We start from the raw sequence: 19,265 nt of genomic DNA, 5'->3' as shown, positions 1-19,265 counted from the left end.
CCTTGTGGGCGTCCGCCGGTCGGGTCCGTTTCATCCGAGGTGGGAGGCGGCGAGTAGCCCGCCGGGCACGAATGAAGACTCGGCAGCGGCAGCGGACTGGTCGGCCGTCGACGCCGGCGTGGCCTTGGCCACATCAGGGCTGCGGACCGATTACTTCCCGATCTGCCGCAGGTCTTTATCAAGACGCAAAACCGCGGACGGGCGGAGTGACGAGATGACGCAGGCAGGACGGGAGTTGGTCGGCGGTGCGGGCGCAGGGCTCGGCGACGAGGAGTTCTCCCGGCTCACCGAGCCGTTCCGGCGGGAACTGCTGGCGCACTGCTATCGCATGCTCGGATCGGTGCACGACGCCCAGGACATCGTCCAGGAGACCTACCTGCGGGCCTGGCGTGCCTTCGACGGCTTCGAGGGGCGCTCGTCGCTGCGGGTCTGGCTGTACCGCATCGCCACCAGCGCCTGCCTGACCGCGCTCGAACACCGCAGCCGCCGGGTTCTGCCGTCCGGGCTCGGGCCGTCCGCCGACCCCGATGTGCCGCTGACGGTCGCCGGCCCGGACCTTTCCTGGGTCCAGCCGCTACCGGACGCGGCGCTGTGGGACGCGGATCCGGCCGCGATCGTTGCCATTCGCGGCAGTGTCCGGCTGGCCCTGGTGGCCGCCCTGCAGTACCTGCCGGCCCGGCAGCGGGCCGTGCTGATCCTGCGTGATGTGCTCGCCTGGCACGCCGCTGAGGTCGCCGACCTGCTCGACACCACCACCGAGGCGGTCAACAGCGCCCTGGCCCGGGCCCGCGCTCAGCTGGCCCGCACCGGCCTCAGTGAGGACATGCTGACCGAACCGTCCGACCCGGGCGATCGGCGGCTGCTCGACCGGTACGCGCAGGCCTTCCAGAACGCCGACACCGTCGCCCTGCTACGAGTGCTGCGCGAGGACATCACCATGGAGATGCCGCCGCATTTGACCTGGTTCGCCGGGCGCGACGCCGTGGTCCGCTTCCTCGGCGCCAACGTGTTCGGTCGCGCCGGCGCCATCCGCATGGTGCCGGCGACGGCCAATGGCCAGCCGGCGCTGGCCACCTACACACCCGGCGCCGACGGCCTGCATCATCCGCACAGTCTGCAGGTGCTCACTCTCACCCCCACCGGCGTGTCCCGGATCGTCTCCTTCCACGACCCGAGCCTGTTCGAGCTCTCCGGTCTGCCCGCACGCCTCGACCCGAGCGGCCGATCGCTCGACAGGGTACAGCCGAACTGAGCACGACATCGGCGGCCCGGGGATCTAGGTCGTGCATCCGGTCAGCACTCCCGCGGCGACGCGGCATTCGCCCTGACGGCCCCAACCGGTCGGGCGCTGCCGTAGCTCCGGCAAATCACCTCGCTGGGTCCGGGATCCACCAAGGTCGCCCGATTACCCACGGTCGCCCCAGCGAGCGGACTCGCCGGCTGGGCTGCGGCGCTGCGGCACCTGCCATGGGTTGTTGTCGCGCAGCGGCGCCGGGAGCAGGGTCGCGGGACAGTCCTGGTAGGTGACCGGCCGCAGGAAGCGGTCGATCGCCGCGGTGCCGACCGAGGTGGTGGTCGGATTCGTGGTCGCGGGCCACGGGCCGCCGTGCTGCATCGCGGGAGTAACCGCGACGCCGGTGGGCCAGCCGTTGAACAGCAGGCGGCCGGTGCGGTCGTTCAGGGTTGTGATCACGTCGCGCAGCCACGGGGTGTCCTCACCGGCGCCGATGTGCAGTCCGGCGGCGAGGGAACCCTCGATCAGGTCGGCGAGGTGCTCGGCGAGCGGTTCGCCGGGGGTGTAGCGGACCACGATGGACAGTGGTCCGAACGCCTCCTCGAGCAGGGTGCCGCGATGCCGGGCGAGGGTCTCCAGGTCGGTCTCGACCAGCGTGGGGGAGGCGGTGAGCCCGGTGACCTCACCCGCCACGACGACCTCGACGCCGGGGGTGCCGAGCACCTCGGCGCGGCGCCGGGCGTATCCGTCGGCGATGCCGGGGTGCAGCAGCCGATGGGTTCCGGCATCGCTGAAGGCGCCGGCGGCCCGGCCGGCGAACGTGCCAGGTGTGAACAGCAGACCGGGCTTGGTGCAGAGCTGGCCCGCCGAGGCGGTGACGCTGGCGGCGAAGCCGGCCGCGATCTGTTCGGCCCGTTCGGCCAGCGCGCCGGCCGTGACCACGACGGGATTGAGGCTGCCTAGCTCGCCGTAGAACGGGATGGGCCGCGGACGCTCCGCGGCGATCCGGGCCAGTGCCCGGCCGCCGGCCAGGGAGCCGGTGAACGCGGCCGCGGCGATCCGGTCGTCGCGCAGCGCCGCCACACCCTCCGCCTGGCCGTGAATCAGGCCGAGCGCGTCTGCGGGCAGCCCGGTCGAGGCGATCGCCGCCCGCGCGATGGCGGCGGTGCGCTCGGACAGCCGGGGGTGGCCGGGATGGGCCTTGACCACCACCGGGCAACCGGCCGCCAGCGCCGACGCGGTGTCCCCGCCGGCCACCGAGAAGGCGAACGGGAAGTTGCTGGCCGCGAAGTTCAGCACCGGGCCGAGCGGCACCCGGTAGCGGCGCAGGTCGGGCCGCGGGCCGAGCACGAAGTCCGGGTCGGCGTCGTCGATGCGTACGTCGAGAAACTCACCCGCGGCCGCGACGTCGGCGAAGAGCCGGAGTTGCACCGTGGTCCGCTTGATCTCGCCGCGGAGCCGCCCTTCGGCGAGGCCGGTCTCGGCCTCGGCCAGCGGCACCAGCTCTTCCGTCGCGGCGGTGAGGGCGTCGGCCATCGCCACCAGGGCCCGAGCCCGCTCGCGCGGTGGGGTGGCGGCGAAATCGGAGGCCGCCGCGGCGAGAATCGTCTCGGTCATGAGTGGAAACCTCGAATCAGAAGGCGAAACCGGTCGGGTACGGGTCGGTGGGGTCGAGCAGGTACTGCCCGATGCCGGTGATCCAGGCTCGGCCGGTGATCGTGGGGACGACGGCGGGCGCGGCGCCGACGGTGGTCTCGCGGATCAACCGCCCGGTGAAGCGGCTACCGATGAACGACTCGTTGACGAAGTCGTCGCCCAGCGCCAGCTCCCCGCGGGCCCAGAGCTCGGCCATCCGGGCCGAGGTGCCGGTGCCGCACGGCGACCGGTCGAACCAGCCGGGATGAATCGCCATGGCGTGCCGGGAATGCCGCGCTGTCGAGCCCGGCGCGATGAACTCGACGTGGTGACAATGGTCGACGCCGTCGATCTCCGGATGCTTCGGCGGATCCTGCTCGTTGATCGCCCGCATGATCGCGAGGCCTACGTCCAGGATGTCGCGCTGCCGGGCCCGGTCGAACGGCAGCCCGACCGCGTCGAGGTCGACCATGGCGTAGAAGTTGCCGCCGAAGGCGAGGCTGTACGGGACGCTGCCGAGACCGGGCACGTCGAGCCGGGCGTCCAGCCGGTCGCAGTAGGCCGGCACGTTCTCGAGCGTGACCGCCTCGGCGTGCCCGTCGCGCACCTGGACGGTCGCGATCACCAGACCGGCCGGGGTGTCCAGCCGGATGGTGGTGACCGGCTCGGTGACCGGCACCATGCCGGTCTCGACCAGGACGGTGGCCACCCCGATCGTGCCGTGGCCGCACATCGGAAGGCAGCCCGACACCTCGATGTAGACCACGCCGAAGTCGGCGTTCGGGCGGGTGGGCGGCTGCAGGATCGCCCCGCTCATCGCCGAGTGCCCGCGCGGCTCGTTCATCAGCAGCTGGCGGATGCCGTCGAGGTGCTTGATGAAGTGCAGGCGCCGTTCGTTCATGGTGGCGCCGGGGATCGTGCCGACGCCGCCGGTCACGACCCGGGTCGGCATGCCCTCGGTGTGCGAGTCGACCGCGGTGAACATCCGGGAGGCGCGCACGTCACGCCGCCAGGTCCGCCACGGCCTCGACGGCCCGTTTGGTCTCGGCCTCGATCTGTGCGCGGTGCTCGGGGGCGAGGGCGCCGCGCGGCGGGCGGCAGGGACCGCCGTAGCGGCCGACCAGGTCCATGCTCAGCTTGATCGCCTGGACGAACTCGGTGCGCGAGTCCCAGCGGAACAGCGCGACCAGCCGCTCGTACAGGGCGCGGGCCTCGGTGACCTGACCGGCGAGCATGAGGTCGTAGATGCGCACCGACTCGGCGGGGAAGACGTTGGGGAAGCCGGCGAACCAGCCGACCGCGCCGTCCACCATCAGCTCGAACAGCACGTCGTCGGCGCCGGCGATCACGTCGATGTCGCACTTCTCCCGGATCTCGAACAGCCGCCGTACGTCGCCGCTGAACTCCTTGACCGCCACGACCTGCGGGATCCGGGCGATCTCGGCCACCAGCGAGGGGACCAGGTCGACCTTGGTGTCGTACGGGTTGTTGTAGATCATCATGGGCAGCCCGGCCTCGGCGATCCGGGTGTAGTGCTCGATCACCTGACTGTCGCTGGCCCGGTACATGGTCGGTGGCAGGGCCAGCACGCCGTTCGCGCCGTCCTCGGCGGCCAGCTCCGCCCAGCGGCGGCCCTGGTGCCAGCCGGGGCCGTGCACCCCGGCCACGACCAGGCCGCGGCCACCGACCGCTTCGACCGCCACCTGGACCACGCGGCGGCGTTCCTCGTCGGTCAGCGAGGAGTACTCGCCGAGCGAGCCGTTCGGCCCGACCCCGTGGCAGCCGTTGCTGATCAGCCAGTCGCAGTGCTCGGCGTACCGGTCGTAGTCGACCGCGAGCCCGGCCGGCGCCGACGGGTCCTCACGGTAGGGCAGGGCGGTGGCGACGATGACGCCGCGCAGATCGGTGGTCACGCGTTCTCCTCGTGGTGTGAGGCCAGCTCGCCGATTCGTACGAACGCCGCGACGGGGCGGTTCGCGGTACGGCCGGGGTCGAGCAGGCCGCCGGTGTGGCGGTTGAGCAGTGCCTCGACGGTGCGGCCGCAGACGCGGCCCTGACAGGCGCCGAGGCCGGCGCGGGTGCTGAGTTTGAGCGAGCGCAGGCCGCGCGACCCGGTGGCCTCGGCGGCGGCCCGCAGGTCGCCCGCGGTCACGTCCTCGCAGCGGCAGACGAGTGTGTCGTCGGTGAGCCAGCCGGTCCAGCCGGGACGGATGCCGTGGGCCGCCTCGAGCCGGCCGGCGAAGTTCCGGAACGCGCGACGGGCCCGGCGCTGTGCCTCGGTGGGCGTGCCGCCGGCCGCCACCGTGCCGGCCACCGAACCCTCGGCGAGGGCCAGGTCGGCGCCGCCGATGCCGGTGATCTCGCCGGCCGCGAAGACGCCCGGCACGCTGGTGCGCCCGTCCGCGTCGGTGTGCACGCCGCCGTCCGGGGTGAGGCGGCAGCCGGCCGCGACGGCGAGCTCGGCGCGCGGGACGAAGCCGTGGCTGACGCAGACGGCATCGGCCACGATCCGCCGCTCGGTGCCGGGGACGGGCGCCCAGTCGGGGTCGAGGCGGGCGACGGTCACCGCCTCGACCCGGCCGTCGCCGTGCGCCGCGATCACACCGGTGGCGGCTCGGTAGGGGATGCGGTGGCGGATCAGGTCGCGGGCGTACCCGGCGAGCTCGCCGGCCTTGCGGCGGGTGCCGAGCAGCTCGGCCGGCCTCGCCGTCCAGGCCCGGGCGAGCCGCGGCCAGCCGCCGGCCTCCAGCACGCCGAGCACCCGGGTGCCGGTGCGGACCAGGCTCGCGGCGACCGGCAGCAGGAACGGGCCGGCGCCCGCCACGACCACCCGCCGGCCGACCGCGACGCGCTCGGCCTTCGCGAGCGCCTGGGCGGCGCCGGCGGTGAAGACTCCGGGCAGGTCCCAGCCGGGGAAGGGCAGCGTGATGTCGTACGCCCCGGTGGCGAGCACGAGGGCGCGCGGAGCGAACACCCGATGCCGGCGCGCGGTGCCGTCGGCGGGGCCGATCAGGGCGTGGACGATGGGCGGCCGGTCGTCGTGGCGCTCGACCAGCCAGACCTGGGCGTTGCCGAGAAGGTCCTGGGCTCGCAGCTCGCTGAAGCGCGACCAGCCGTGGTGCAGGATGCGCTCCCGGGCGGCGGGGCGCTCGGCCGGGAGGTGCCGCCAGTACTGCCCGCCGGCGTCGGTGGCGGCGTCGAGCAGGACGACCTGCGATCCCGCGCGGCGGGCGGCGGCTGCGGCGGCGAGCCCGGCCGGACCGGCGCCGATCACGAGGACGTCGGGGGTCTCGATCATCGTGGCTCGTCCGTCGTGGTGATCACGTCGCCGTCGGTGGCGCGCCGCTGGCAGGCCCGCACGTCGGCGACGTCGTTGACGGTGACCAGGCAGTCGTGGCAGACGCCGATGCCGCAGAACACCCCGCGCGGCCGGCCACCGCGGGAGGAGCGCCAGGTGCGGCGGCCGGCGCCGAGCAGCACGCCGGCGATCGTCTGCCCGGCCAGGCCGGGGATCGCCCGCCCGTCGACGACGAGCTCGATGGCGGTGGCCGGGCCGGGCCGTACCGGGTCGTCAGCGGGGTTCACATCAGTAGTATGTCACACATTACTAAAGCGGTCGACAGCAAAGGCGCCGGCCGGCACGCGGGGCGACCGCCCGGTGAGCAGGTCGGCGATCAGCTCACCGGTGGCGGTGGACAGCACGATGCCGGCGCCCTCGTGGCCGGTGGCGTGCCACAGGCCGGGCAGGCGCGGATCCGGCCCGATCACCGGCAGGTGGTCGGGGACGAACGGGCGGAACCCGCCGTACGCCCGCATCACCGCGACGTCGGCGAGGAACGGGAACAGCAGCAGCGCCTTGGCCGCGATCGCGGCGAGCACCCGGGCCTCGATCCGCTCGTCGAAGCCGCGCCGCTCGCGCGACGACCCGATCAGCACGGTGCCCGCCGCGGTCGACTCCACCACGCTCGAGGTCTGCAGCGCGGCGTCGTCCGAGCCGACCGCGCCGACGTAGTCCGCGTCGTACACCTTGTGCCGGATCCGCTGGCGCATCCGGGTCGTGACCAGCAGGGTGCCGCGGCGTGGCCGCACCGGCAGCGCGACCCCGAGCCGCTCGGCGACCGCGGCCGACCAGGGGCCGGCGGCGACCACGACGTGGTCGGCCCCGATGTCGCCGTCGCTGGTGCGCACCCCGGTCAGCCGGTCGCCGCGGCGCAGCGGGCCGAGCACCTCGACACCCTGGCGGACCTCCGCGCCGGCGAGCCGGGCGGAGGCGAGAAGCGCCTCGGTGGCGATCGCGGGCTGCACCTGGGCGTCCTGCGGATAGAACATGGCCGCGGTGTGGGCGGGGGTGAGATCGGGCTCCAGGCGCCGGCCGTCCACCGGGGTCGCCACGACCCCCGCCGACCGCTGGCGCTCGGCGAACGCGTGCAGGCCCGCGGCGCCGGCCTCGGTGGTCGCCACGACCAGGCCGCCCTTGGGTTCGTACTCAATGGCGGGAAAGCGCGGCCCGAGCTGCTGCGGAAGCGACTCGCGCAGCTCGGCCCAGAGGGCCAGCGAGCGCTGCGCGAGCTCCAGCTCGGGACCCGGGCCCTTGTCGGAGACCAGCAGGTTGCCCTCGCCGGAGGCCGACGTGCCGCCGGCCGAGGCCGCCCGGTCGAGCACCGTCACCGACGCGCCCGCCCGGGCCAGCTCGCGGGCGACGGCGGCGCCGATGACGCCGGCGCCGACCACGGCGACTCTCACCGCTCGGCCCGGCCGCTCCACCAGCCGGTGACGTGGCCGATGTGGCGGCGCATCAGCTCCTCGGCGGCGACGCCGTCGCCGGCCGCGAGCAGGTCGAGCAGGGTGAGGTGCTCCGCGGAGGACGCGGCCAGCTCGGCGGTGCCGAGCATGCCGGCCAGGCCGACCAGGCGGGTCTGCTGGCGCAGGTCGCCCACCAGCGTGACCAGCCGGTCGTTGCCGGTCAGACTGAGCAGGTGCAGGTGGAAGGTGGTGTCGGCCGACAGGTACGCCCGCAGGTCGGCGGCGGCGGCCCCGGACCCGATCGCCTCGGCCTCGGCGCGCAGCTCGGCCAGCGCGGTCTTGCCGATCGCGCCGGCCAGCGTGCGCACGGCCGGCGCCTCGAGCCACTGGCGGATCTGCACGATCTCGGCCAGGTCCTGTTCGCTCACCTCGGTGACCCGGAAGCCCTTGTTGCGGGCGATCTCGACGAGGCCGCGCTTCTCGAGGTTGAGCAGGGCCTCGCGCACCGGCGTGGGCGAGACGTCGAAGCGGACGGCGAGCGTCGGCGCCGTCAGCATGGTGCCCGGGGAGAACTCGCCGGAGACGATGGCGGCCGACACCGCGTCCTCCACGATCTGGCGGAAACTGCCGGCAGCGCGTACGGGACCGATCGTCATTCCGGATTGCCTCCCCTAGTGGTATGTGACATGGTACTACCCGTGCTGGATGCGGAACAGGTGGCCTCGCTCGGCTTCCCGCGGGCGATCGCCGCGCTCCGCGCCGCCCTGGTCGCCGGCCTGGATCCCGAGGCCGAGCCGGCCCGCGTGTCGTTCCGGCTCGGCGGCGGCGAGATCCTCGTCATGCCGTCCGGCGCCGGCGACCTGGCCGGGGTCAAGCTGGTCGGCGTCGCGCCCGGCAACCCGGCTCGCGGCCTGCCCCGCATCCACGGGATGTACGTGTTGTTCGACGCGCCGTCGCTGGCGCCCCGCGCGATCCTGGACGGCGCGGCGCTCACCGCGCTGCGGACGCCGGCGGTCTCGGCCCTCGGGGTCGACCTGGTCGCCCCGCCCGGCGCCAGCCGTCTGGTCGTCTTCGGCACCGGCCCGCAGGCCCTCGGCCACGTCCGGGCGCTGTGCGCGGTCCGGCCGATCGAGACCGTGCGGGTGGTCGGGCGCGACCCGGCCCGCACGGCAAACTTCGTGGACCGGCTCGGCCGCGACGGGCTGCGGGCGAGCCCGGCCGACGCCGGCGCCGTGGCCGAGGCCGACCTGGTGGCCTGTTGCACTACGGCCCGCGAGCCGCTGTTCCCCGGCCACCTGCTCGGGCCGGACGCGGTGGTGGTCGCGGTCGGTTCGCACGAGCCGGACGCCCGCGAGGTGGACGCCGAGACCGTGCGCCGCTGCGGCGCGCTCGTGGAGTCACGCTCGGCCGCCCTGCGCGAGGCGGGCGACATCGTGCAGGCCATCGCGGCCGACCCGGCTATCGCCGGCCACTTGACGACCTTCGCCGATCTGGTCCGGGGCGACGTCCCCACCCGGCCGCGGCTGATCAAAACCGTGGGGATGGGCTGGGAGGATCTCGTGGTCGCCGCCGCCGTCGTGGAGTCCGTCGCATGAGACTGTCCGTACTCGTCCTGCCCGATCGCCATCCCACCGGCACGTTCCTGGCCGAGGTGGCCGAGGCCGAACGGGCCGGGGTGCACACCGTCTGGACGTACGACCATCTCACCTGGCCGCTGCTGCACGACCAGCCCTGGTACGGCTGCGTGCCGCTGCTCGCCGCCGCCGCGGCGACCACCACCCGGGTCCGGCTCGGCGTGCAGGTCGCCACGCCGAACTACCGGCACCCCGTGCCGTTCGCCAAGGAGCTCATGACGCTCGATCAGCTCAGCGGCGGCCGGATCGAAGTCGGCCTGGGCGCGGGCACCGAGGGCCCGGACGCTGCCGTGCTCGGCGATCGGCCCCGCACGCCGCGGGAGCGGATGGACCGGTTCGCCGAGTGGCTCGGTCTGCTCGACACGCTCCTGCGCGAGCCGATCACCACCGTGCACGGCGAGCGGTACACCGCCGTCGATGCCCATCAGCTGCCCGGGTGCGTGCAGACGCCGCGCGTGCCGTTCACGGTCGCCGGCACGGGACCGCGATCGCTGGCGCTTGCCGCCCGGTACGGCCAGGCCTGGGTCACCTACGGCCCGTACGGTCCGGAGGTCGGCCCGGACGAGTGGTTCCCCGCGCTGGAGAAGCAGTCGCGCCGGCTGAGCGAGGCGGGCGGGACGTCACGCCGGATCGCCCAGTTCGGGGTCGAGGTGCGATGGCCGTTCGAGAGCGCGGACCGCTACGCCGATACCGTGGGACGCCTCGCCGAGCTGGGGTTCGACGAGGTGAGCGTGCACTGGCCCCGCCCGGACGGCCGCGGTGTGCCGTCCGGGGCCATGGGGTTCGTGCTGGCCGCGCACGGCCTCTAACCGACGACCTCGCCGGCCTGGACCACCGTGCGGTTGTGCGGGCCGGCCCACAGCACCGACGGATCCGCCAGCGGATCGCCGTCGACGATGAGCAGGTCGGCGACGCAGCCCTCGGCGACCCGGCCCAGGTCGCCGCGGCCGATCAGGTCGGCGTTGACGGCGGTTGCCGACCGCAGCGCCGCCACCGGGCCGTCGACCTCGACCTGCAGCCGCAAGCCGTGCAGCTGCTCGTCCTCCAGCGCGCCCATGAGGTCGGTGCCGAAGCCGACGCGGACACCCGCAGATCGTGCGAGTTCGACGGCCTTGCGCCCCGCCTCGAGCACCTCGCGGTTCTTGCGCCGCGACACCTCCGGCATGCCCAGCTCGGCGCCGCGCCGCTCCATCGCGTCGTAGGCGGCCAGGGTCGGCACGAGGAACGCGCCGGCGGCGGCCATCGCCGCGGCCGTCTCGGCGTCGAGCAGGTTGCCGTGCTCGACGGTGCGCACGCCGTTGTCCACCGCGTGCCGGATCGCCTCGGGGGAGTACGCGTGCGCCGCGACGTAACTGCCGCGCCGCGCCGCCTCCTCGGTGACCGCCCGGATCTCCTCGGCCGAGTACTGCGGGATGCGGATCGGGTCGGTCAGCGAGACCACCCCACCGGACGCCATGATCTTGATGGCGTGGGCGCCCCGGCGGAGCCGGTCGCGCACCGCGACGCGCAGCGGGTCGACACCGTCCACGATCTCCACGGTGTGCGCGCCGCAGCCGCACACGTCGGAGTCCGCGGCCCGCACGTCGCCGTGGCCACCGGTCTGGCTCAGCGCCGCCCCGGTCCACAGGTAGCGCGGCGCCGCGATCACCCGCTCGGCGATGGCCCGGGCCAGGCCGGCGTCGCCGCCGGCCGGATCGCGCACCGTCGTGAAGCCGCGGGCCAGGGCCGCGGCCAGCCGTTTCGCGGCCATCAGCGCCACATAGCTGAGCGGGCGCGACTCCAGCGCGAGCATGTCCAGATCGATCCCGTACGCGTGGCAGTGCGCGTCGATCAGCCCGGGCAGCACGGTGCGGCCGCGCGCGTCGAGCACCCGGTCGGCGGGACGGGCCGGGCCGCCGACCGCGACGACCCGCCCGTCTTGCACGTGCACCGGCCCGTCGACCAGGCCGTCGGAAACCCCGTCGAAGACCGCGGCGTTGACGATCGAGAGGCTCACGACGACCGCCGCGCGGCGTACGTCGCGGGATCGACTACCACTCCGTAGTCGCGCAGCGCCGCCTCGACCGAGACGAAGCCGTTGCGCACGTCGGCCGCCACCCGGCCCGGATCCCGTTCGTACGGGTCGCCGTAGCCGCCCCCGCCACCCGTGTTGTTCACCAGCACATCACCCGTCTCGAGCAGGTTGTAGCTGCCTCCGGTCACCGTCTCGCGGTCGGTGCCGGGGTTGAGCACGATGTGGTTGTTGTCGCCCTCGCGGCCACCCTCGATCGGCCATGGCTTCGTCTTCGTCTTGTAGACGATGCAGATGCCGGTGGACGGCGCGGTGAACCGGTACGACCGGCCCACGCCCACACCGCCGCGGTGCTGGCCCGCGCCGCCGGTGTCCGTGCGGTAGCCGTACGACTCGATGAACATCGGCGACTTCGTCTCGAGCACCTCGACCGGGTTGTTGCGGCAGCCCGGCTCGGACAGGTGCATGATGCCGTCCGCGCCGTCGCCGCCCGCGTGCCCGCCGAAGCCGACCGCCTCGTTGGTCGCCTCCAGCCAGGCCTCGCCGGTGCGCGGGTTCACGCCCAGGCCCATCATCGAGCACACGTCGCCGCCCGAGCAGGCCGGCACCAGATCGGGCATGCCCTGGGCGAGCGCCTTGAGTACCACCTCGCCGCCGAGCAGGCCGGTCCAGAGGGTGAAGGTGGGCATCGGCGGCACCGCGTGCATCACCGAGCCGGGCTCGGTCACGACCCGCAACGGCCGGAAGTTGCCGGCCACCACCGGGGTGTCCGGGGTGGTGAGCGACTTGAAGATCAGGCTGCAGAACGCCTCGGTCTGGCCGACCGGAAGGTTGATCGGCCCGCGCACGTCCCGGTCGCTGCCGGTCCAGTCGACCACCATCTCGTCGTCGGTGACCGTGACCGTGACGTTCATCTTGATCATCCGGTCCAGGTCGACGCCGTCGGTGTCGACGAAGTCGTACGCCGTCCAGGTGCCCTTGGGCAGCTTGGCCAGCGCCAGGCGGGCCAGCCGCTCGCCGTGGTCGTTGATCGCCGCCATCGCCTCGGTGAGCGTGCCGGCGCCGTACTTCGCGGCGATCTCCTGTGTGCGCCGCACGCCGGTGAAACAGGCCGACACCTGGGCCTGCAGGTCGCCGATCGTGCGCTCGGGCATCCGGCTGTTGAACCGCACGACGTTGAACACGTCCTCGTTGGCGACGCCCTCGCGGTACAGCTTGGCGGCCGCGAAGAAGATGCCCTCCTGATACATGTCGGTGGAGTCGAGGACGTAGCCCGGGTCCTTCTGCTTGAGGTCGAGCACGTGGATGCGGCACGAGGCGAACCCGATCAGCGCGCCGTCGGCGTGGATCGGGGCGAAGACCAGCGGGTCGAGCGTGTGCGCCGACGACCAGTACGGGTAGTTCAGCACGAACACGTCGCCGGGCAGCATCTTGCCGGCGCCGAGGAAGTCGACCGCCCGCTTGATGCCGTGGTCGTTGCCCCGGGTGAACACCGCGATGCCGGGCGCGTCGGCCACCACGTCGCCGTTCGCGTCGTGGATCCCGATGCCGTAGTCGTGGATCTCGTAGACCACCGTGTTGTAGGCGGTCCGGCACAGGTTGCGGGCCATCTCCTCGGCGCCGGCCAGCAGACCGTGCCGGATGACCTCGGTGGTGATCGAGTCGATGGTGCTGCTCATGAGTCCGCCCTAACCGTGATGGTCATTTCGCCGTGATCCCCGACCCGCAGCCGGTCGCCGGCGTGGATGACGGTGGTGGCCGTGTGCTCGTGGATGACCGCGGGCCCGGCGATCTCGTCGCCGGCCAGCAGTGCCTCGCGGGTGTAGAGGGCGTACGGCACGGCGGGCTGCTCCGCGGACACGTACACGTCGCGGCTGCCCTCGGGCTCGGCCACGCCGGACTCCCGGTGGGCCAGCCGCGGCAGCGCCGGCTTGCCGACCTGCCCGGTGGCCCGAAGCCGCAGCGTGGTGATCTCGATCGGGTCGTCCATGGTGTGGCCGTACTGCCGCTCGTGCAGCTCGGTGAACTCGCGTTCGACGCCGGCCGCATCGTCCGACAGCGGCACCGTGACCGTGTGCTCCTGGCCGGCGTAGCGCACATCGACGCTGCGGGTCAGCACGCGCTGCGAGAGGCCGAAGCCCTCCGCGCCGAGCGCCGTCGCGGCCTCGGCCGCCATCTCGGCATAGCTCGCGGCGACCGCCGGCGAGTCCAGCTCGGCGAGCGGCATCACCGCCGTACGCGCGAAGTCGTGCTGCACGTCGGCGAAGAGCATGCCGAACGCGGAGAACGCGCCCTGGCCCGGCGGCACGATGACGGTCGGGATGTTCAGCTCGTGCGCGACGTCGACCGCGACGAGGCCGCCACCGCCGCCGAAGGACAGCAACACGAAGTCCTTCGGATCCCGGCCCACCTCGACCGTGATCGCCCGGACCGCGCCCATGATCTTGGTGGTGGAGATCCGGATGATCCCGCGGGTCAGCTCCAGCGGGGTGAGGCCGAGCTTGTCCGCGAGTGGCTCCAGCGCGCCGATGGCGAGCCGGTCGTCCAGCGTCAGCCGGCCGCCCAGGGCGGCGGCGGTGCCCATGTAACCGACCGCGAGCGCCGCGTCGGTGAACGTCGGCTGTGTGCCGCCCTTGCCGTAGGACGCCGGGCCCGGGTCGGCGCCGGCGCTCTGCGGTCCGACCTGCAGCGCGCCCGCGCCGTCGAGCCACGCGATCGATCCGCCGCCCGCGCCGATGGTGTGGATGTAGAGCGACGGCGTGTTGATCGGCAGCTGCTCGAACTCGGCGCCCTGGTGCAGCACCGGCTCGCCGTCGATGACCAGCGACGCGTCCAGGCTGGTGCCGCCCATGTCGATGGTGATCAGATTGGGCCGGTCGATCAGCGCGCCGAACGCGCCGGCGCCGATGACGCCGCCGGCCGGGCCGGACAGGATCAGGCTGACCGGTTGTTCCCGCGCCGAACTGGCGGTCATCGCGCCGCCGCCGGAGCGGGTCATCAGGAAACGGCCGGCGAAGCCACCGGCGGCCAAATCCCCCTCCAGCCGTTCGAGGTAGCGGCGCACGATCGGCTTGACGTACGCGTCCAGCACCGCGGTGCTGGTGCGCTCGTACTCCCGGTACTCCCGGGAGAGCTCGTGCGAGACGGTCACCGCCACCTGCGGCGCGACCTCGGCGAGGATCTCCCGCATGCGGAGCTCGTGCGCCGGGTTGGCGTACGAGTGCAGGAAGGCCACCGCCACCGAGTCGTAACCCCGTCCGGCGATGGTCGCGGCCACCTCACGGGCGGCCGCCTCGTCCAGCGGCCGGTGCACCGAGCCGTCGAACAGGCTCCGCTCGGGCACCTCGAACGTGTCGTACCGCTCGAGCAGGGCCGGCGGCGGCCGGTACGTGATGTCGTAGTTGGTCCGCCGGTCGGTGCGGCCGAGCAGGTAGACGTCGCGGAACCCGGCCGTTCCGACCACCGCGGTCCGCGCGCCGGTGCGGGTGAGCAGAGCGTTGAGCCCCAGCGTGGTGCCGTGGGTGAACATGCCCACCTGCGCCATCGGCGCCCGGGTGGTGCCGAAGGCGTCCAGGACGCCCGCGGTCGGCTGGGCCGGGGTGGTGGGCACCTTGCCGAACCGGATCTCGCCGGTCGCCGGTGACAGCTCCACGACGTCGGTGAACGTGCCTCCGACGTCGATCGCCACGCGGCTGATGCTGGTCATCGTGTTCGCCTTTCGCCGGGGTACACGCATGCGGCGGCGCGCGGCGCGCACGAAGGCGCCGGCGTGGCATGCGGGTGCGTTGGCTGCCTGGGTCCCGGTGTCCGGCGGGCGCGGCGGGCGCCCGGCCGGGACGGGTCAGCCGGAGGATCGTCGCCGGTTGGCGCGGCGAGAAGGCGAACCTGTCACAGGCCGTTCGAAGGTGTCAATCGTTGCCTCCGGTGCTGGTGAAGCCGCCGGGACCGGCGGGAACGGGCGCTGCACAGCGGCGGGACGCGCCGATGTGCTGAGCGCACATCCGTGGCGCGGCGGTCGCCGTCAGCATTTGCCCACTCCTCCACCCGAGGCACAGGAGGTCCCATGTTCCGCAGCGTCCTCACCCTCCGGGCGGCAGCCGGCCGGGCCGCCGATCTGGAAGCTTTCTACGCGGACAACCGGGTTCTCGAACGGGCCCGGCAGTCCCCCGGGTGCCGAGCCGCCGAACTGTTGCGATCCGTTGACGACAGCACCGCCAGCCACCTGGTCACCGCCGACTGGGAGACGGCCGCGGACTACCGCCGATGGGTCGACGACCCGTGGCGGGCCGCCTTGTCCGGGCGGCTCACCGCATTGCTGGACATCCACGACGACGAGCCGCTCGTTGGCGGAGTCTACGAGCTCGTCGAGCCCTAAATCTCTTTCGTACGCGAGGAGCACCAGTGAAACGAGTTGCTCGACTCATAGCGATCGGCGCGGCCGCCGCGGTGGCCGTCGCCGGCTGCAGCAAACCCGATACCTCCACCGCCGGTTCCGCCGCCAGCGCCGCGCCCGCGGACAAGAAGCTCAGCATCGGCTTCTTCGGCTTCGCGAAGGCGAACTCCTTCGCCCAGGCCACCTGGGCCGGCATCCAGGAGTACGCGAACGCCAACAACGCCGAGGCCACCTTCCTCGACTCGAACTTCGACGGCCCCACCCAGGTCAACCAGCTTCAGGACGCGGTGACCTCCAAGCGGTACGACGTGGTGATCGTGCAGGCGAACGACGGCACCGCGATGGTCAACCCGGTCAAGCAGGCGGTCGCCGCCGGCATCACCGTGGTCGTCGAGTTCACCCCGGTCGGCGGCAAGTACGACACCGCCGACCCGCAGGTTGCCGGCACTGTCAACATCATCGACCCGCCGACGGTCAACGGCGACGGCCTGGCCAAGCTCGGCATCGAGGCCTGCAAGTCGGCCGGCGCGGCGACCGGCTGCAAGGTGGCGTACCTGCAGGGCTTCGCGAACTATCCGCTGGACACCGCCCGCACCAAGGCCGCGGTGGACGCGCTGAAGGCCGGCGGCGCCGCCGAGGTCATCTCGAACTTCGTCGGCGGCTACACCCCGGACGCCGGCCGGGGAGCGATGCAGAACCTGCTGCAGGCCCACCCCGACGTCAACGTCGTGATCGGATCGTCGCAGGCGCTGGAGGGCGCCACCCCGCTCGCCTCCGGCAAGAAGATCACCTTCGTCGGCAACGGCGGCTCCACCCAGGCGTACGGCTTCGTCAACGACGGCACCTGGTACGGCGTGTACTCGGTGCCGGAGAAGAAGTCGGGCGCCAAGGCAGCCGAGCTCGGCCTGGCCAAGGCGCGCGGGCAGAGCGTGCCCGACTCGACCGTGGTGTGCACGACCCTGACCACGTTCAACTGCCTGGGCACCAAGACCTCCCTGCAAGGGCAGACCGCGGACTACTCGGACTGACGGCGTGGACGGCTCCGGGGGTCGCTACCCCGGAGCCGCCCGTGAGGAGCCTTCATGAGCACGTACGTCAGCCAGGCGCCGGCCATCTCGGTGCGCGGCATCGGCAAGAGCTACAGCGGCGTGCCCGTCCTCCGCGACATCGACCTGGACATCGCGCCGGGCGAGGTGCACGGCCTGGTCGGGGAGAACGGCGCCGGCAAGAGCACCCTGCTGAAGATCCTCGGCGGCGCGATCCGGGCCGACCAGGGCGCCATCAGCTTCGACGGCGAGCAGGTCAGCATCGGCCGGCCCCGCGACGCCATCGCACACGGCGTCAGCCTGATCTCGCAGGAGGGCGCCCTCGTGCCGGCGCTCTCCGTGCTCGACAACGTCTTCCTGGCCCGCTGGTCGCACCGCGGCAGCCTGATCCGGGCCCGGGCCGACCGCCGGCGACTGGACGACCTCAAGGAGCTGACCGGCTTCGCGGTCGACCCGGACGAGCGGGTCGACCGGCTCCCGATCGGCGTCCAGCAACAGGTGGAGATCCTGCGTTCGCTGGCCCGCGGCGCCCGCGTGCTGGCCATGGACGAGCCGACCGCGGTGCTCGGCGAGCACGAGAAGGAGAACCTGCTCGGGCTCATCCGCCGGCTGGCCGCCGGCGGCACCACGGTCATCCTGGTCTCGCACTTCCTCGACGAAGTGCTCGCCGTGGCCGACCGGATCACCGTCCTGCGCGACGGCGCGCTGGTGCGCACCGGGCCGGCCGCCGGGACCTCGCCGCGCGAGCTGGTCGGCCACATGGTCGGCCGGGAGATCGACGTGCTCTATCCCGACCCCAGCCCGGTGCCGGCCGAGGCGCCGGTCGTGCTCCGCGCCCGGGGGCTGCGCCGCGGGCTGGTGCGCGGCGTCGACCTGGAGGTACGCGCCGGGGAGATCCTCGGCATCGCCGGGCTGGTGGGCAGCGGGCGTACCGAGACCCTGCGGCTGCTGTTCGGCGCGGACCGGGCCGCCGAGGGTGTGGTCGAGGTCGGCGGCGTCACGCTGCGCCGGCACACGCCGCGGCAGGCCATGGCGGCCGGGGTGGCGATGGTCCCCGAGTCCCGCAAGGAGCAGGGCCTGGTGATGGTCCGCTCGGTCGCCGAGAACGTGGCGTTGTCGTCGCTGCCCGGCCGGCGGGTCGGACCGTTCGTGAACCGGCCGGGCGAGCGTGCCGCGGTCGGCCGGATCGCCACCTCGGTGGACATCCGGGCGGCGAACCCGGCCGCCGCCATCGAGACCCTCTCCGGCGGCAACCAGCAGAAGGCGCTGTTCGCCAAGTGGCTGCTGCGCTCGCCCCGGGTGCTGCTCATCGACGAGCCCACCCGCGGCGTGGACGTCGCCGCCAAGACCCAGATCCACCACCTCATCACCGGTCTGGCCGCCGACGGCCTGGCCGTGGTGTGCGTGTCCTCGGAGATCGAGGAGCTGCTCGCGCTCTCCCACCGGGTGCTCGTGCTGCGGCACGGCGAGCCGGTCGGCGAGTACCCGCGCGGCACCACCCCGGAGGTCGTGATCGCCGCCGCCTTCGGCGACGACGACAAAGGAGCAAGCAGTTGAGTGTCGACGTAACCCCGCAGGCGGCCGCGGCGTCCGCGCCGGCCTCGGCCAACGTGTCGCGCCTCGCCTTCCGGCTGCGCGACTACGGCATCGTGGCCGCGTTCGCGGTCATCGTCATCGCGCTGTCGGTCAGCACCGACACGTTCCTGACCAGCGGAAATCTGGTCAACCTGCTGGATCAGACGGCGGTGCTCGGCCTGCTCGCGGTCGGCGCCACGGTCTGCATCGTCAGCGGCGTCTTCGACCTGACCGCGAGCGCCACGCTCGCCCTCTCGGCGATCGTCGGAGTGAAGATCGTCCAGGTCACCAACGTGTACGTCGGTTTCGCGGGCGCCGTCGCGGCCGGCGCCGCGCTCGGCTTCGTGACCGGCATGGTGGTGACCCGAAGCGGCGTCAACTCGTTCGTCGGCACGCTCGCCACCAGCCTGGTCTACCGGGGCCTGGCGGTCATGGTGACCGGCGCCGCGATCATCTACCCGCCGCCCGGACTGGCCGAGGACTTCGGGATGCTGACCTGGCCGTCGCTGTTCGGGCTGACCTCGGCGACCATCGTCTTCGCCGTGGTGGTGGCGGTGATCGGCGTCCTGGTGGCCCGCACGACGTTCGGCCGCCGCCTGTACGCGGTCGGCGGCAACGCCGAGGCGGCCCGGCTCTCCGGAATCCGGGTCGGCTCGATCCACGTCTCGGCGTTCGTCATCAGCGGCATCTGCTCGGCGCTGGCCGGCCTGATCCTGGCCTCCCGGGCCGGGTCGGCGCAGTCGACGATGGCGACCGGCATGGAGCTGACCGCGATCGCCGCGGCGGTCGTGGGCGGGACGAGCATTCTCGGCGGCGAGGGCGCGGTGTGGCGCGGGATCGTCGGCGCACTGCTGCTGACCCTGATCGGCAACGGCTTCAACCTGCTCGGCTGGGACACGATCTATCAGCAGGTGCTGCAGGGCTGCCTCATCCTGTTCGCCGTCACCATGGACCGCTGGCTGCGACGCCGCTCCCGATGACGGCGCTAGGCTGA

The 19,265-nt window shown here is 73.1% G+C and carries 17 protein-coding genes; 7 read left to right on the top strand and 10 right to left on the bottom strand.

Features of this window, described 5'->3' with window-relative positions; all coding sequences use genetic code 11:
- Positions 1-214 precede the first annotated feature (214 nt).
- Positions 215-1,252 carry a sigma-70 family RNA polymerase sigma factor gene (locus ACIA5D_RS32935; RefSeq protein ID WP_396034267.1) on the top strand — a complete coding sequence of 346 codons (1,038 nt, stop codon included), beginning with the start codon at positions 215-217 and terminating at the stop codon, positions 1,250-1,252.
- A gap of 153 nt (positions 1,253-1,405) precedes the next feature.
- Here the strand turns inward: ACIA5D_RS32935 and ACIA5D_RS32930 are convergent, their stop codons facing one another.
- From ACIA5D_RS32930 to ACIA5D_RS32900, 7 genes are read right to left on the bottom strand one after another with little or no spacing between them, the layout of a single operon-like run.
- Positions 1,406-2,851 carry an aldehyde dehydrogenase (NADP(+)) gene (locus ACIA5D_RS32930; protein ID WP_396034266.1) on the bottom strand — a complete coding sequence of 482 codons (1,446 nt, stop codon included), beginning with the start codon at positions 2,849-2,851 and terminating at the stop codon, positions 1,406-1,408.
- 16 nt (positions 2,852-2,867) lie between these two features.
- Positions 2,868-3,869 carry a proline racemase family protein gene (locus ACIA5D_RS32925; protein ID WP_396034264.1) on the bottom strand — a complete coding sequence of 334 codons (1,002 nt, stop codon included), beginning with the start codon at positions 3,867-3,869 and terminating at the stop codon, positions 2,868-2,870.
- Between the two features lies 1 nt (position 3,870).
- The gene (locus tag ACIA5D_RS32920; RefSeq protein ID WP_396034263.1) at positions 3,871-4,782 is read right to left on the bottom strand and encodes a dihydrodipicolinate synthase family protein; all 912 of its coding nucleotides are present in this window, start codon (positions 4,780-4,782) and stop codon (positions 3,871-3,873) included.
- On the bottom strand, positions 4,779-6,167 hold the full coding sequence (locus ACIA5D_RS32915) for an NAD(P)/FAD-dependent oxidoreductase (RefSeq protein ID WP_396034262.1): 1,389 nt from the start codon (positions 6,165-6,167) through the stop codon (positions 4,779-4,781). The genes ACIA5D_RS32920 and ACIA5D_RS32915 overlap by 4 nt, the downstream gene beginning before the upstream one ends.
- Positions 6,164-6,454: a (2Fe-2S)-binding protein gene (locus ACIA5D_RS32910; RefSeq protein WP_396034261.1), complete on the bottom strand. Its 291-nt coding sequence runs from the start codon at positions 6,452-6,454 to the stop codon at positions 6,164-6,166. The genes ACIA5D_RS32915 and ACIA5D_RS32910 overlap by 4 nt, the downstream gene beginning before the upstream one ends.
- A 12-nt stretch (positions 6,455-6,466) precedes the next feature.
- On the bottom strand, positions 6,467-7,612 hold the full coding sequence (locus ACIA5D_RS32905) for an NAD(P)/FAD-dependent oxidoreductase (protein WP_396034260.1): 1,146 nt from the start codon (positions 7,610-7,612) through the stop codon (positions 6,467-6,469).
- Positions 7,609-8,268, bottom strand: coding sequence for a GntR family transcriptional regulator (locus tag ACIA5D_RS32900; RefSeq protein WP_396034258.1), 660 nt, complete (start codon positions 8,266-8,268; stop codon positions 7,609-7,611). Before ACIA5D_RS32900 ends, ACIA5D_RS32905 begins: the two co-directional genes overlap by 4 nt.
- 42 nt (positions 8,269-8,310) lie before the next feature.
- On the opposite strand from ACIA5D_RS32900, the gene ACIA5D_RS32895 reads away from it, so the two are divergent.
- Together ACIA5D_RS32895 and ACIA5D_RS32890 are read left to right on the top strand one after the other, a co-directional pair.
- Positions 8,311-9,207 (top strand): ornithine cyclodeaminase family protein, encoded by an 897-nt coding sequence (locus ACIA5D_RS32895; protein WP_396034257.1) that lies wholly within the window; start codon positions 8,311-8,313, stop codon positions 9,205-9,207.
- Complete coding sequence (locus tag ACIA5D_RS32890) at positions 9,204-10,055, top strand: LLM class flavin-dependent oxidoreductase (protein ID WP_396034256.1); 852 nt, start codon at positions 9,204-9,206, stop codon at positions 10,053-10,055. The genes ACIA5D_RS32895 and ACIA5D_RS32890 overlap by 4 nt, the downstream gene beginning before the upstream one ends.
- On the opposite strand, the gene ACIA5D_RS32885 is transcribed toward ACIA5D_RS32890, so the two are convergent.
- The 3 genes from ACIA5D_RS32885 to ACIA5D_RS32875 are packed head-to-tail and all read right to left on the bottom strand — an operon-like array spanning position 10,052 to position 14,963.
- The gene (locus ACIA5D_RS32885; protein WP_396034255.1) at positions 10,052-11,242 is read right to left on the bottom strand and encodes an amidohydrolase family protein; all 1,191 of its coding nucleotides are present in this window, start codon (positions 11,240-11,242) and stop codon (positions 10,052-10,054) included. The two genes, ACIA5D_RS32890 and ACIA5D_RS32885, sit on opposite strands and share 4 nt — an antisense overlap.
- Positions 11,239-12,936 carry a hydantoinase B/oxoprolinase family protein gene (locus ACIA5D_RS32880; protein WP_396034254.1) on the bottom strand — a complete coding sequence of 566 codons (1,698 nt, stop codon included), beginning with the start codon at positions 12,934-12,936 and terminating at the stop codon, positions 11,239-11,241. Before ACIA5D_RS32880 ends, ACIA5D_RS32885 begins: the two co-directional genes overlap by 4 nt.
- Positions 12,933-14,963, bottom strand: coding sequence for a hydantoinase/oxoprolinase family protein (locus ACIA5D_RS32875; protein ID WP_396034253.1), 2,031 nt, complete (start codon positions 14,961-14,963; stop codon positions 12,933-12,935). Before ACIA5D_RS32875 ends, ACIA5D_RS32880 begins: the two co-directional genes overlap by 4 nt.
- A 357-nt stretch (positions 14,964-15,320) precedes the next feature.
- Here ACIA5D_RS32875 and ACIA5D_RS32870 point away from each other — a divergent pair, with 357 nt between their 5' ends.
- The 4 genes from ACIA5D_RS32870 to ACIA5D_RS32855 are packed head-to-tail and all read left to right on the top strand — an operon-like array spanning position 15,321 to position 19,251.
- Complete coding sequence (locus ACIA5D_RS32870; protein WP_396034252.1) at positions 15,321-15,632, top strand: antibiotic biosynthesis monooxygenase family protein; 312 nt, start codon at positions 15,321-15,323, stop codon at positions 15,630-15,632.
- A 26-nt stretch (positions 15,633-15,658) separates the two neighbouring features.
- Positions 15,659-16,678: a sugar ABC transporter substrate-binding protein gene (locus tag ACIA5D_RS32865; RefSeq protein WP_396034251.1), complete on the top strand. Its 1,020-nt coding sequence runs from the start codon at positions 15,659-15,661 to the stop codon at positions 16,676-16,678.
- 54 nt (positions 16,679-16,732) lie between these two features.
- Entirely contained in the window at positions 16,733-18,253 is a 1,521-nt protein-coding gene (locus tag ACIA5D_RS32860) for a sugar ABC transporter ATP-binding protein (RefSeq protein ID WP_396034250.1), read from the top strand.
- Positions 18,250-19,251: an ABC transporter permease gene (locus ACIA5D_RS32855; protein WP_396034249.1), complete on the top strand. Its 1,002-nt coding sequence runs from the start codon at positions 18,250-18,252 to the stop codon at positions 19,249-19,251. The genes ACIA5D_RS32860 and ACIA5D_RS32855 overlap by 4 nt, the downstream gene beginning before the upstream one ends.
- Positions 19,252-19,265: the final 14 nt, after the last annotated feature.

Source organism: Actinoplanes sp. NPDC051513 (assembly GCF_044454685.1).
In the GTDB taxonomy this organism is placed as follows: domain Bacteria; phylum Actinomycetota; class Actinomycetes; order Mycobacteriales; family Micromonosporaceae; genus Actinoplanes.
This window is presented reverse-complemented; position numbering and strand designations above follow the sequence as displayed.